Here is a 12,990-nt window from a genome sequence, read left to right as displayed (position 1 = left end):
CGGGCATCGGCAGGGAATGCGCCACCGATGCCCGCGCAGGCCTATAGCCAGCCTCTACGCTTGAAATAGAGATAGGGTACTGCCATCGAGACGACCATCATCACGATGGCCGAATGGTAGCCGTAATGCCATTGCAGTTCCGGCTGGTATGCGAAGTTCATGCCGTAGACGGAGGCGACCAGCGTCGGCGGCAGGAACATGACCGAGGCGACCGAGAAGATCTTGATGATCTGGTTCTGCTCCAGATTGATCAGGCCGAGCGTCGCATCGAGCAGGAAGTTGATCTTGCCCGATAGGAAGGCGGAGTGGTCGCCGAGCGAGGTCGCGTCCCGCTGCAAGAGCTTCAGGCGCTGGCGCATTTCCTTCGGCAGCTTGCGATCGACGCCGTCGAGTGCCCCGTAATAGGCGACGACGCGGGAGACGCTGACGAGGCTTTCGCGGGTGACGGTGATGAACTCGCCCTTCTGGCCGATCGCGCGGATCAGTTCCTGCAGGTCGCGCTGCTTCTTGTTGGCCTTGGAGGCCTTGGCGGCAAAGACGTCGCGGGAGATCTGGTCGATATCGTTGCCGAGCCGCTCCAGCGTATCGGCCATGCGGTCGATGATCGCCTCGATCAGGCCGGTCATGATCAGCTCGCCGGTGGCGGAATGCAGGCCCATGCCGTTTGCCTTGCGGGCACGGGCCATGAAGGCATCGAACGGGCGCGGTTCGGAGTGGCGGACAGTCACGAGGACATGACCCTTGACGATAAACGTGACCGGCACCTTGAGCGGGGTGCCGGCATCCGGCCGCGTCAGGACGGTCATGGTCATGAACTCGGCGCCGTCCTCCTGGTAGAGCCGGGCGGAAAGCTCGATGTCCTCCATCTCGTCCATGGTGGGAACGACGATGCCGAGGCATTCGCCGACTTCACGTTCTTCCTCGGCGGTCGGGCTGATCAGGTCGTACCAGACGACGGTCTGCTTACGCCCAACGGTTGCCTGCCCTGCCGGTGCGGATGCTGCGGTCAGTTCGTTTGCGGCCTCCTCCACCGGCTCGTCGAAGACGGCGGGAACAAGGCGGTCGATGTCATAGGCGTGGATACGCAGCATGACGGCTCCTTCTCGGACCATTGGGTCCCGGAGCGCGCATCCTGTTGTTCAAAGGATCAGAGCCCCGAGGCGGCAGGTCTATGTAATGACGTCGAACTTCGACTGTCGGGGTTCATCTCAATTGTCCTTTGAAATAGGGCGGGCCCGAACGGGTGCCCCTTCACGGCGTGAAATGTGCCTCAGCCAACGAAAAGTCAAACGGTTTTTTCGCGCCGCGGCCCCGCTCCCAGAGCTTTGATCGCATTGCAGCGTCGGTTCCGTTTGTACATTATTAATAACTAATATATAAGGTCGAAAGCCTGCTTCTCTTAGCTCGATACTAGAGCAGCTATTTCGTTCGTAGCAGGTCCAGGTTCAATTCCTCGGTGGGGCACCAGTATTCCCTGCGAGGCGTCACAGATCCCACTCGATCTGGCAATGTTGCGAGTGCCAATCGACAAAAAGCCGCCGGTATTACAGGAACCGGCGGCTTTCTTGTTTCTACATATTTCAGATAATACTGTGTAAACTCCTCGCACTTGGCTTACTCAACCAAGAAACCAATTTCATATTGCGAATGTATAACTTCTTATTTACTGGATAATCCGAACAAGGGTATTCCAATACCCAGAAAATATATTAGAGTTTCGGCAAAACAATCAAAATACGGATCACAGAAATTGAAAAGCCGCCGGTCTACAGGAGCCGGCGGCCTTCTTGTGTTCGGTGCGTGACAGCGATTGGATCAGACGAACTGGCTGAGGCCCGGCACCGAGGCGATGACGGTATCGACCGTTTCGTCGCCAGCGTGTTCGCGGGCAACGGCCATGGTTTCCTTGGCAAGCGCCGTGATCTCGCCCATGCCGAGACCCTGACTCATCAGCTGCTGGCCAAGCGCCATGACGCCGCCGCCGAAGCTTGCCATCAGGCCGCCGAGCAGACCGCCGCCACCCGCACCTTCGCCGTTGAACTGGGCAACGAGTTCCGGCGCGCCGGGGATCGCTTCGATCATCCTGGCGACCGCGCCGTCATCCGCCTCGCGCTGCAGGAAGCCGAGCATCATGCCGATCGCCTTTTCGGCGACATCGGGAGCAAGGCCGACATTGTCGGCGACGCGGGAAACCAGTTCGTTCATCAGAGGTATCTCCTCAAAAATCTGACGTTGACGTCAACGTAATACACACTTGACTGGGATATGGCCAGCGGCGGAGCATTGTTATTCACGGGCAAGGGATGGTCGCGCAAGGTCTATTCTGGCTAGCCCCCGTCAATCGCTCGCCTTGCCCAGCGTATCGGCCATATAGGCGCCGCGCTCACCCATCGGCTTCGGGCGGCCGGTGGTGCTGTCCTTTGCCGTCTGGTGTTCGAGCTCGGCGTTGATCTCGGCACCGACGATGACGATGATGGCGGAAATCCAGGTCCAGACCATGAAGCCGATCAGCGCGCCCAGCGTGCCATAGGTCGCGTTGTAATCGGCAATGTTGGACAGGTAGTAGGAAACGCCGAGCGAGGCAGCGAACCACAAGATGGTAGAGAAGGCAGCACCCCAGGTGAGCCAGCGGACCTTGGCCGGCTCGCGGCTCGGCCCGAAGCGATAGAGCGCCATGATGCCGATGCCGACAAAGACCATCATGATCGGCCAGCGGGCAAAGCGGATGATCAGCTCCGCCCAGCGATCGAGCCAGAGATAGTTGAGCACGGCGGGCACCACGCCCATGGCAAACAGGATGACGACCGCGATGACGAAGGCGCCGAGCGTGAAGAGGAGCGAGGCAATGTTGAGCCATAGCAGGCTGCGCTTCTCGCTCTCCCCATAGGCGACGTTCATAGCCTCGAACAGGGCCTTGATGCCATTGTTGGCGCTCCAGATCGCCAGCGCCAGGCCGCCGATGAGACCGACCGAGAGCGTTGCGCCGCGCTCGGATGCCAGTGCCCTCACCTGATCGAGGAAGATGTTAAGAGCATCGGCCGGCATGACACTGCTGAGGCTTGCGATGCGCTCGGCAATGGTCGCTGGGTCGGCGAGGAAGCCGTAGATCGAGACCAGCACGCTGGCGGCAGGAAACAGTGCAAGCAGGAGATAGTAGGTGACACCGGCCGCGATCAGCGTCACGCGATCTTCGGTCACGGCGGAGAACACACGCCAGAAGACGTCCTTGAGGCCGCGAGCGGGAATCTCGGCCGGCGTATCCGCTGCCCTGCCCCGCTCTCTCCCGGGCTGATTGCCCTCGCCTTCCGCAACACCATCGATGATCGTCATAGCGCCCTCTTTTCAGGCGGTTGCCGCTTCCCGTTCCTCTGCAAAACCGTTGCCCCTCCCCGCGGGCCATCTTATAAGCATTTGACAACAAACGCCGCGAGGGAGCGCATAGTTGCATGACGGACGAGACGGGTAAGCTCTTCATCGGCGGCAGCCGCAAGCCGGACGACACGCTCAACAAGGCCGAATATCTCGACCTCAAGTTCGGCAACCGTCACGGTCTGGTCACCGGCGCGACCGGCACCGGCAAGACGGTGACGCTGCAGATCCTTGCCGAGGGCTTTTCGCGCGCCGGCGTTCCGGTCTTCGCGGCCGACATCAAGGGCGACCTTTCCGGTGTCGCGGCCAAGGGTGAGGCTAAGGATTTTCTCCTGAAGCGCGCCGAGCAGATCGGCCTGCAGGACTATGATTTCGAACAGTTCCCCGTCATCTTCTGGGATATCTACGGCGAGAAGGGCCACCGTGTCCGCACCACGATCGCCGAAATGGGGCCGCTGCTGCTCGCCCGGCTGATGAATGCGTCGGAACCGCAGGAAGGCGTGCTCAACATCGCCTTCAAGCTGGCCGACAAGGCCGGCCTGCCGTTGCTCGACCTGAAGGACCTTACCTCGCTGCTGAACTACATGGGCGAGAATGCCGGCGAGCTTTCCAAGGAATTCGGCCTGATCTCCAAGGCCTCGGTCAGCTCGATCCAGCGCGCGCTGCTGGTGCTTGAACAGCAGGGTGCGGAACACTTCTTCGGCGAGCCGGCCCTGAAGATCACCGATATCATGCGGACGAACCCGAACAATGGCTATGGCCAGATTTCGATTCTGGCCGCCGACAAGCTGATGATGAACCCGCGGCTCTACGCGACCTTCCTGCTGTGGCTTCTCTCGGAACTGTTCGAGGAACTGCCGGAAGTGGGCGATCCGGAAAAGCCGAAGCTGGTCTTCTTCTTTGACGAGGCGCATCTCCTGTTCGACGAGGCGCCGAAGATCCTGATCGATCGCGTGGAACAGGTCGTGCGACTGATCCGCTCCAAGGGCGTCGGCGTCTATTTCGTCACGCAGAACCCGCTCGACGTGCCGGAAACGGTGCTCGCACAGCTCGGCAACCGGGTGCAGCACGCTTTGCGCGCCTATACGCCGCGCGAGCAGAAGGCGGTGAAGACGGCGGCCGATACGTTCCGCCCCAACCCGGATTTCGATTGCGCGACGGCAATCACCCAGCTCGGCACCGGCGAGGCTCTGGTCTCGACGCTGGAAGCCAAGGGCGCGCCTTCCATGGTCGAGCGCACGCTGATCCGCCCGCCGGCTGGCCGGATCGGTCCGCTGACGGATGAGGAGCGGCAGGGCGTGATGGATCGCAGCCCAGTACTCGGCATGTATGACGAGGATGTCGATCGCGAAAGCGCCTTCGAAATGCTCGCCTCGCGCGCCAAGCAGGCGGCCGACGCGGCCGCGGCCAAGAACGCGCAGGACGAACTGGAGCCCGCCCCGCCGGCCGGTTCCGGCGAGACGACCGGGTGGACGCTTCCGGGCTTCGGCGGCGGTGACGAGGACGAGCAGCAGCGTGGCCGCAAGACCGTCGGTCGTTCCGGCTATCAGCGTGAGACGATCGTGGAAGCAGCGATGAAGAGCGTGACGCGCACCGTCGCCACCCAGCTCGGCCGGGCACTGGTGCGCGGAATTCTGGGCAGTCTCAAGCGCTGATTGCTGGCGCCTTGAGAGAGCAATACCCTTGGTTGCCGTATAGCGCTGCAACCGAGGAATTTTCTGCTGCAATGCGAAAATAGATGGTGATTCAAGGCATTATGGAGACGTTGCCTTAACACCTCGCTTCTAGTGTGCGCCGGTATTCCCGTGACTTTATTGCACGAGCGAGGCGCCAGTGAAGCGATCAGGGGTCATAGCCCAAGCCACCATACTCGCGCTTGTCGGGGTGCTCCTTCCGTTGTCCATCACGATCTACGCGGCCTGGTCGCTGTCGGTGAAGACCGAACAGGACAGGCTGATGGAGATCGCGCAGCAGGCTGTTGCCCGCACCGAGCGATCCATCCTTCATGCCGCCGCGACCCTGCGTGCGATCGACGGTAATGCTTCCTTTCCCCTTGTTCGGATGCGCATGTCGGCGAGATGCGTCGACTGACGATCAATTCGCGCAGCATCAAGGAAATCGGCTTTCTCGACGGTGGCCTGTTGAAATGCACCTCCTGGGGGCAAGTGACGAAAAGGATCGACCAGCAGGCGCCCGACTTCACCATGGGCGATGATATCCAGGCCTGGGTTGCCGTCCCTCCGCTTTTCAGCGGCGCCGATCCAATGACGGTGGTGCAGGTCGGCCGACACAATGCGCTGATCGACCCCATCCGGCCTATCGATCTTCTCGCTGACAATCACATTCGTATCGCCATCATCGCGCCGAATGGCGCCAAGGCTGCCAGCCTGAACGGAACGGTTTCGGCCGAGACCGAGGAGCGTGCGCGGGAAAGCAGCCGAGGGTTGGAAAATGACCATGTCTATGCCGTCGCCTCAGAGGCGGGATGGACGGCCATCGCCCTCAATCAGCAGGACGAACTTTACGAGCATTTCCAGGGCCAGCTCGTGGTCTTCCTGCCCTTCGGTGCCTTCGCCTCGCTCTTCATCGTGGCGCTCGTGGTTCGCATGTCGCGCAAGCGGCTTTCGCCGCTCAGCGAATTGCAGATTGCCGTGCGCAAACGCGAATTCATCGTGCACTACCAGCCGATCGTCGAACTGGCGACGGGGCTCTGCGTCGGCGCGGAGGCATTGGTCCGGTGGAAGCGGCCGGACGGCAGCCTCGTACGACCCGATCTCTTCATTCCGCTTGCCGAACAGAGCGGGCTTATCAAACCGATCACCGACCAGGTGCTGGATGCCGTGGTCAGGGACCTGAACGAGTTGCTCGTCCAGCATCGGTCGCTGCATGTGGCGATCAATTTCTGCGCCGACGACATCAAGACCGGTCGCATTCTCGAGACGGTGGAGAAGCGCATCGGCCGCACTGGCATCGAGAACCGGCAGATCTGGATGGAAGCCACGGAGCGTGGCCTGCTCGACATCACCGAAGCGAGCAAGACGATCGCCGAGGCCCGCGCTCGCGGTTACAAGGTTGCAATCGACGATTTCGGAACCGGCTATTCCAGCCTGCAATATCTGCAGAGCCTGCCGCTGGACGCGCTGAAAATCGACAAGTCCTTCATCGACACGATCAACAAACAGACCGCCACGAGCTCCGTCGTCTCCTACATTATCGACATGGCGAAGGCGTTGAAGCTCAGCGTCGTGGCAGAAGGGGTCGAGACGAAGGAACAGGCCGACTACCTGATCGAGCACGGCGTAGAGTTCGCTCAGGGCTGGTATTACGGCAAGCCGATGCCCGCCGACCTGTTCATCTCCTATGTCCATTCCAACCTGCAGCGCCAGGCCAGCAAGGTCGTTCCGCTGCAGCGCGTCCATGGCGGACGCCGCTGAGACATGCCGACGGACTGGTGCAGGACATGAGAATGTCCTGCACCTTACTTTCTATCGCAGTGGTCAGCGCTTCGGCGCCACCAGGCAGAAAAAGGCCCCTTGGGGGTCTGTGGCCTGGATGATCCAGCTGTCGCCCGGCACCGGCATCGGACCGTTGACGACCTGGCCGCCGCCGGCCTTGACCCGCTCGATCGCGGCATCGATCGCCTCGACGTTGAAATAGTAACTCCAGCACGGGATCGGAACGCCCGCCGGCATCTTCATCATTCCGCCGACCGCTTCCCCGCCATGGGCGAAGATGCGGTAGGGCCCCATTTCGCCCATGTCGAAATCATGGTCCTTGGTCCAGCCGAAAACTTTCGAATAGAAGTCGAAAGCCTCGTCGACATTGCCGGCGTAGAGTTCGCGCCAGCCGACATTGCCGGGGTCATTGGGGCCGAGTTCCCGCGGCGGATTTTCCGGCGGGAGCGGCGTCATGATGCAGATCACCGCGCCATGGGGATCAGCAACGACGGCAAAGCGGCCGATACCCGGGATGTCGGCGGGCTCCCGTTGAACGTTGCCGCCGAGGGCCACATAGTCCTTAGCCGTCTGGTCGACATCATCGACGGCGACATAGCCGGTCCAGTTCGGCGGCAGCTTGCCTTCCAGCTCCGCGGGAAACGACATCATGCCGCCGATGCCCGGGCAATCGTCGCCCTCGCCCATCTCGAACAGGAAATAGGGCATGTCCTCGCTGCCCCCGGCTTCACCCGGATCTTCGACGGACACCGGCATTTCGCCGATCTTCCAGCCAATGACCGACGAATAGAACTCGCCGGCGGCCTTGGTGTCGGAGGTCATCAACTCGCACCAGATGAACTTTCCATGGGTATCTGATCGTGATTTCGAGGCAGTCTGCAACATTGTCGTCATCTCCTCTCGATAGGCGGCGAACGCCGCGCTTCAGCTCTTGCGGGTGTAATGAATGTCCTGAAATGTCTTCCAGCTGCCGTCCGGCTGCTTTGTGGCCGAGGTGAAAAGCCGGTGGTCGTCATCCTCGAAGACGATCTGTTCGCGGTATTCGACGGTGCCGCCGCTGCCTTCGAAATCCGGCCCGGTCGTGTAGAGGCTGAGCGTGTTGCCATCCTCGGACAAATCGCCCTCATAGGTCCAGAGCATGCCCATCATCGTGCCGATCCAAGAGCCGACATATTTGCCCTTTTCGGGATCGTAGCCCACCGTCAGAATGGTTTTCGCCCAGCCGCCGGGCACATCACCCTCGCCTTCGGCGACATACCACATGCCATCCAGCGAACGGCAGGTTTCAGTCCAGCGGGCATAGGGCCCGGTCATCGAGGATTTCACGTCCCAGGTGCCGACCATGCGCTCCAACGCGAAATGTTCGGGCTGGGGCTTATACATCTCTGCTGCGCTCATCGTTCTCTCCTTCGGGTTCGAGCAGGTGGGCGGGTGCGGCGAGCCGATATCAGCTCTTCCGATGGTAATGCGCTTCCATGAACTGCTTCCAGCTGCCGTCCGGCTGTTTGGCGGCGGAGGTGAAGGTGCGGTGGTCGTCGCTCAGGAAGGTGACTCGTTCGCGATAGTCGGCCATGCCCTCGCCGCTCATCGACGGGCCGATCGTGTAGAGGCTGAGCGTCTTGCCGTCGGGCTCGACTTCACCTTCATAGACCCACAGATAGTCCATCATCGAGCCGAGCCAGGTGCCGACATACTTGCCCTTGGCCGCATCGAAGCCGAGGGTCAGCATGGTCGTTGCCGGCCCTTCCCCGCCCGGCATGTCGCCGCTTCCTTCCGCGACGATCCAGATGCCCTGCAGCGAGCGGACCTCCTCGACCCAGGGGATGCCGGCGCTCATGTCCGAGGTGACATCCCAGCTGCCGACCATCTTTTCCAGAAAGCCGTGCTCGGCGCGCGGCTTGGCCATGACCATGGTCATATCTTCCTCCCTGAAGTTTTTGACCTTACGCCGCCTCAATGGCAGCAGGATGAAGACCCATTCTCGGGCTTCTGCTCATACTCGTCGTGACGCTTGAGAAAGCTCATGGTCGACGTCTCGTTGCGGCCGAGCGGCGCGCGATCGAGCAGCATCAGCGTGCCGCAGACTTCCTCGCCGCCGCGGGCATAGGTGGAATAGGTGTGAAATATCTCGCCGGTCGCCTCGTCGCGATAGAAGGAGGACATGCCGTGTTCTTCATCCGCGATCTGATCGGTCGGCACCTTGCGGTAATTGTATTGGACCGCGCCCGACGCCCGCTCCTCATCGGAAAACGAGACGTCGTAGTCATAGTTGAAATCGCTGCCGAAGGACGAGACCCAGGGAAAATTCCAGCCCATGCGCTTGCGATAGGCCTCGATCTTGTCGAGCGGCGCGCGGGACACGGCGACCCAGGTGACGTCGTGATTGTTGAGATGCGGCAGGGCGCCCTCGATGTGATCGCAGAAGAAGGAGCAGCCGATACAGCCCTCCTCCCAATCCGGCCCGAGCATGAAATGGTAGACGAGCAGCTGGCTGCGGCCGTCGAACAGTTCGGCGAAGGTCTTGCGGCCGGCAAGCGTGTCGAAGGCGTAGTCCTTCTCGACCTTTACCCAGGGCAGCGCCTGGCGAGCGGCGCGGACCTTGTCGCGCAGCCGCGTCTCCTCCTTTTCCAACTCCAGAAGCTTCAGCCGCGCGTCGCGCCACTCGTCCTTGTCGATCACGGGGTTCTTCGCGGAAACGGTCACGTCCATCTCAGGCCTCCTCTTCCTTGACAGATTACGTTGATATCAACATGATTATCCCATGATGTCAAATCTCGATTCGGTTCCATTCTCCACTACCCTGCATGTGCGCGACACGTGCCTGTGCCTGCATGTGCAGCGAGCGGCCCGTGCTCTCGCCCGTCGCTTCGACGTGGCGATGAAGCCAATCGGGCTGAACAACGGCCAGTTCTCGCTGATGATGTCCTTGAACCGGCCGGTGCCCGCGACGATGAAATCCGTCTGCGATCTGCTTGCCATGGATCGCACGACGCTGACGGCGGCGCTGAAAGTGCTGGAGCGCCGTGGGCTGGTGAAGAGCGAGAGCGATCCCAAGGACCGCCGCGGTCGCCTTCTGACCTTGACCGACGAGGGCATGGCGATACTGTCTGCCGCCGTGCCGATCTGGACGCGCGTCCATGCCGAGATCGATCAGGAACTGGGCGACGGCGGGTCTCTCGCGGTGCGCAGAATCTCTCTCCGCAATTCGCTGAAAACAGGTGAATAACAGCGCATTTTCAGATACGCGGAAACATTGAACGCTTCGTGTACGAAATAGTACATACATTCTCTTGCAATTTCGTCGCAGGCGGCATTATACCGCAGCGCGGGCATTAAAATGCCTGCGGCTGTCGCGCGATGGGAGGGCGTGCCAGACCTTGAGACGAAGTCCTCGAGAGGACGCTCCCGACCCGCCGGTCACAGATGACCGGCCCGCCGCCGGCGTCCTTCGACAGAAGCATGGTAGGCGCATCTTGAACCTCTATTCCGCTCCTGACGTCACTCCCGGGGATTTCGGCTGTCGACATTGTCGAACCCGAAACTGGAGCTAGAAATACCCATGGAAACCTCTCGGAGCGCCCTCTCCGCGATCGCCAAGACCTGGCTGTTCGTCCTCGGCGCCGTTCTCGTACTCGCAGGCCTGTTCTTCGCCATCGGCGGGGGCAAGCTCGTCATGCTCGGCGGCAGCCTCTACTTCCTGCTGGCCGGCATCGCCATCATCGCAGCCGGCGTGCTGACCATCCTGCGCAAGCCGTCCGGCGCGCTTCTTTTCGGCTTGGTCACCATCCTCACCGCCATCTGGGCCGTCTGGGACGCGGGCCTCGATTTCTGGCCGCTGATCTCGCGCCTGCTGGCCTTCGGCGTCGGTGCGACCGTGATCGCGCTCAGCTTCCCACTCTTGCGCCGTGCCGCCGGCAAGACGCCGGCCTACCTCCCGTCCTTCGCCGTCGCCGCCGTGCTCGCCGTCGCCTCGGCTGCCGGTTTCGCCGGCATGTTCGTGCCGCATCCGACCGTTGCCTTTTCCGGCACCCTGCGCCACTCACTCCGGTCGATCCGGCCAATGAGCAGAAGAACTGGGAAGCCTATGGCAATACCAATGGCGGATCGCGCTTTGCCGCGCTCGACCAGATCACCCGTGACAACGTCAAGGACCTGACCGTTGCCTGGACCTACCGGACCGGCGATACGCCGATCAGCCCCGGTGGTGGCGGCGCGGAAGACCAGCTGACACCGCTTCAGGTCAACGACCGCGTCTTCCTCTGCACCCCGCACAACAACGTCATCGCCATCGATGCCGATACGGGCAAGGAGATCTGGAAGAACGAGATCAACGCAAAGTCGTCCGTCTGGATGCGCTGCCGCGGTCTTGCCTATTTCGATGCAGCCGCGCCGCTCGTCCAGCCGACGATCGAAGGTTCGACGCCGGTTACTCCTGTGAACGTTGCCGAAGGCGCGCTCTGCCAGCGCCGCATCATCATGAACACCATCCAGGCCGAGCTGATCGCGCTCGATGCCGATACCGGCGCCTTCTGCCCGGACTTCGGCAACAATGGCCGTGTCGACCTGAAGATCGGCCTCGGTGATGCACCCGATCCGCAATACGTCTTGACGGCCGCACCAACAGTTGCCGGCACGACGATCATCGTCGGCGGCCGCATTGCCGACAACGTGCAGACCGACATGCCGGGTGGCGTTATGCGCGGCTTCGACGTCGTCACCGGCGCTCTGCGCTGGGCCTTCGACCCGGGCAACCCGACGGTCAACACAGCACCGGAAGACGGCCACACCTACAAGCGTTCGACCCCGAACGTCTGGGCCGGCACGTCCTATGACGCGGCTTCCAACACCGTGTTCCTGCCGGTCGGCAGCCCGTCTGTCGACCTCTATGGCGCAACCCGCACGGATCTCGACCACAAGTATGGCGCCTCCATGCTGGCGCTCGACGCCACGACCGGGCGCGAGAAATGGGTCTACCAGACGGTCCATAACGACCTCTGGGATTTCGACGTGCCGATGGCGCCGTCCTTCGTCGATTTCCCGAAGGGTGACGGCACGACCGTTCCGGCACTCGTGTTCGGCACCAAGGCCGGCCAGATCTGGGTTCTCGACCGCGCCACCGGCCAGCCGCTGACCAAGGTGGAAGAAGTTCCGGTCAAGCCAGGCAAGATCCCGTACGAGCCCTATGCGCCGACGCAGAAGCTTTCCGTCGGCATGCCGCAGATCGGCGCCCAGACGCTGACCGAAAGCGACATGTGGGGCGCGACCCCGTTCGACCAGCTTCTGTGCCGCATCTCGTTCAAGAGCATGCGCTATGACGGCGTCTATACGGTGCCAGGCACGGACCTCGCGCTCAACTTCCCGGGCTCGCTCGGCGGCATGAACTGGGGCGGCGTTTCCACCGATCCCACGACGAACACCGTTTTCGTCAACGACATGCGCCTCGGCCTCTGGATCCAGATGAAGGAAGCCGCACCGACGACGGCCGTTGCCAGCGGTTCGGAAGCAACCAACACGGTCATGGGCGTCGTGCCGATGAAGGGTACGCCCTATGCCGTCGACAAGAACCGCTTCCTGTCGGCGCTCGGCATTCCCTGCCAGGAACCGCCTTTCGGTTCGCTGACGGCGATCGACATGACGACGCAGAAGATAAAGTGGCAGGTGCCGCTCGGCACGGTGCAGGATACCGGCCCGTTCGGTATCAAGATGGGCATGCAGATCCCGATCGGCATGCCGACCATCGGCGGCTCGCTCGCCACCCAGGGCGGCCTCGTCTTCTTCGCCGCCACCCAGGACTACTATCTGCGCGCCTTCGACTCAGCCACGGGCAAGGAAATCTGGAAGGCCCGCATGCCGGTCGGCAGCCAGGGCACACCGATGACCTACAAATCGCCGAAGACCGGCAAGCAGTATGTCGTCATCTCAGCCGGCGGCGCCCGCCAGTCGCCCGACCGCGGCGACTACGTGATCGCCTACGCACTGCCAAACTGATCATCGGTTCGCCACAAATGCTCGAAATGCCCGGCCAAGCGCCGGGCATTTTTCGTTTGAACAGCTGCGCAAAATCCCGCTCAAAAAAGTTTATCGCGGGAACCTCCCTGCCCGGCATGGTGAAATTAATTTCGGCGCCCGTTGGCGACCTCGATTGCTGCACCGCACCTCGAAATTG

General features: G+C 61.7%; 11 protein-coding genes and 1 pseudogene. 5 read left to right on the top strand and 7 right to left on the bottom strand.

The window, feature by feature from the left end:
- Positions 1 to 41: 41 nt before the first annotated feature.
- From N7E02_RS20885 to N7E02_RS20875, 3 genes are all read right to left on the bottom strand, one after another.
- Positions 42 to 1,091, bottom strand: a complete 1,050-nt coding sequence (locus N7E02_RS20885; RefSeq protein WP_286579522.1) for a magnesium transporter CorA family protein — start codon at positions 1,089 to 1,091, stop codon at positions 42 to 44.
- Positions 1,092 to 1,815: 724 nt separating this feature from the next.
- Positions 1,816 to 2,205, bottom strand: a complete 390-nt coding sequence (locus tag N7E02_RS20880) for a hypothetical protein (RefSeq protein WP_092997364.1) — start codon at positions 2,203 to 2,205, stop codon at positions 1,816 to 1,818.
- A 132-nt stretch (positions 2,206 to 2,337) separates the two neighbouring features.
- On the bottom strand, positions 2,338 to 3,330 hold the full coding sequence (locus N7E02_RS20875; RefSeq protein WP_286579521.1) for a YihY/virulence factor BrkB family protein: 993 nt from the start codon (positions 3,328 to 3,330) through the stop codon (positions 2,338 to 2,340).
- 116 nt (positions 3,331 to 3,446) lie between these two features.
- On the opposite strand from N7E02_RS20875, the gene N7E02_RS20870 reads away from it, so the two are divergent.
- From N7E02_RS20870 to N7E02_RS20860, 3 genes are all read left to right on the top strand, one after another.
- The gene (locus N7E02_RS20870) at positions 3,447 to 5,024 is read left to right on the top strand and encodes a helicase HerA-like C-terminal domain-containing protein (protein ID WP_286579519.1); all 1,578 of its coding nucleotides are present in this window, start codon (positions 3,447 to 3,449) and stop codon (positions 5,022 to 5,024) included.
- Between the two features lie 241 nt (positions 5,025 to 5,265).
- Positions 5,266 to 5,460 carry a hypothetical protein gene (locus tag N7E02_RS20865; RefSeq protein WP_286579518.1) on the top strand — a complete coding sequence of 65 codons (195 nt, stop codon included), beginning with the start codon at positions 5,266 to 5,268 and terminating at the stop codon, positions 5,458 to 5,460.
- Positions 5,448 to 6,803 carry an EAL domain-containing protein gene (locus N7E02_RS20860; protein WP_286579516.1) on the top strand — a complete coding sequence of 452 codons (1,356 nt, stop codon included), beginning with the start codon at positions 5,448 to 5,450 and terminating at the stop codon, positions 6,801 to 6,803. Before N7E02_RS20865 ends, N7E02_RS20860 begins: the two co-directional genes overlap by 13 nt.
- Positions 6,804 to 6,866: 63 nt before the next feature.
- Here N7E02_RS20860 and N7E02_RS20855 read toward each other — a convergent pair whose 3' ends face one another.
- From N7E02_RS20855 to N7E02_RS20840, 4 genes are read right to left on the bottom strand one after another with little or no spacing between them, the layout of a single operon-like run.
- Complete coding sequence (locus N7E02_RS20855; RefSeq protein WP_286579515.1) at positions 6,867 to 7,709, bottom strand: VOC family protein; 843 nt, start codon at positions 7,707 to 7,709, stop codon at positions 6,867 to 6,869.
- 39 nt (positions 7,710 to 7,748) lie between these two features.
- Positions 7,749 to 8,222 (bottom strand): DUF1579 domain-containing protein, encoded by a 474-nt coding sequence (locus tag N7E02_RS20850; protein WP_286579514.1) that lies wholly within the window; start codon positions 8,220 to 8,222, stop codon positions 7,749 to 7,751.
- A 49-nt stretch (positions 8,223 to 8,271) separates the two neighbouring features.
- On the bottom strand, positions 8,272 to 8,736 hold the full coding sequence (locus tag N7E02_RS20845; protein ID WP_286583962.1) for a DUF1579 domain-containing protein: 465 nt from the start codon (positions 8,734 to 8,736) through the stop codon (positions 8,272 to 8,274).
- 41 nt (positions 8,737 to 8,777) lie between these two features.
- Positions 8,778 to 9,533, bottom strand: a complete 756-nt coding sequence (locus tag N7E02_RS20840; protein WP_286579513.1) for a DUF899 domain-containing protein — start codon at positions 9,531 to 9,533, stop codon at positions 8,778 to 8,780.
- A 55-nt stretch (positions 9,534 to 9,588) separates the two neighbouring features.
- On the opposite strand from N7E02_RS20840, the gene N7E02_RS20835 reads away from it, so the two are divergent.
- Positions 9,589 to 10,050, top strand: a complete 462-nt coding sequence (locus N7E02_RS20835) for a MarR family winged helix-turn-helix transcriptional regulator (protein ID WP_286583961.1) — start codon at positions 9,589 to 9,591, stop codon at positions 10,048 to 10,050.
- A 333-nt stretch (positions 10,051 to 10,383) separates the two neighbouring features.
- Positions 10,384 to 12,812 (top strand): annotated as a pseudogene (locus N7E02_RS20830) (glucose/quinate/shikimate family membrane-bound PQQ-dependent dehydrogenase).
- Positions 12,813 to 12,990: the final 178 nt, after the last annotated feature.

It is taken from the genome of Terrirhizobium terrae, assembly GCF_030323265.1.
Taxonomy (GTDB): domain Bacteria; phylum Pseudomonadota; class Alphaproteobacteria; order Rhizobiales; family Rhizobiaceae; genus Neorhizobium.
Note: the sequence above shows the minus strand (reverse complement) of the source record. Positions and strands in the feature narration are given on the sequence as shown.

What these genes read in the sequence shown, in the direction of transcription:
- N7E02_RS20845 (WP_286583962.1), bottom strand. Translation starts at nt 8,736, where the DNA reads ATGGTCATGGCCAAGCCGCGCGCCGAGCACGGCTTTCTGGAAAAGATG.
- N7E02_RS20885 (WP_286579522.1), bottom strand. Translation starts at nt 1,091, where the DNA reads ATGCTGCGTATCCACGCCTATGACATCGACCGCCTTGTTCCCGCCGTC.
- N7E02_RS20855 (WP_286579515.1), bottom strand. Translation starts at nt 7,709, where the DNA reads ATGTTGCAGACTGCCTCGAAATCACGATCAGATACCCATGGAAAGTTC.
- N7E02_RS20875 (WP_286579521.1), bottom strand. Translation starts at nt 3,330, where the DNA reads ATGACGATCATCGATGGTGTTGCGGAAGGCGAGGGCAATCAGCCCGGG.
- N7E02_RS20835 (WP_286583961.1), top strand. Translation starts at nt 9,589, where the DNA reads ATGTCAAATCTCGATTCGGTTCCATTCTCCACTACCCTGCATGTGCGC.
- N7E02_RS20840 (WP_286579513.1), bottom strand. Translation starts at nt 9,533, where the DNA reads ATGGACGTGACCGTTTCCGCGAAGAACCCCGTGATCGACAAGGACGAG.
- N7E02_RS20860 (WP_286579516.1), top strand. Translation starts at nt 5,448, where the DNA reads ATGCGTCGACTGACGATCAATTCGCGCAGCATCAAGGAAATCGGCTTT.
- N7E02_RS20850 (WP_286579514.1), bottom strand. Translation starts at nt 8,222, where the DNA reads ATGAGCGCAGCAGAGATGTATAAGCCCCAGCCCGAACATTTCGCGTTG.
- N7E02_RS20870 (WP_286579519.1), top strand. Translation starts at nt 3,447, where the DNA reads ATGACGGACGAGACGGGTAAGCTCTTCATCGGCGGCAGCCGCAAGCCG.
- N7E02_RS20880 (WP_092997364.1), bottom strand. Translation starts at nt 2,205, where the DNA reads ATGAACGAACTGGTTTCCCGCGTCGCCGACAATGTCGGCCTTGCTCCC.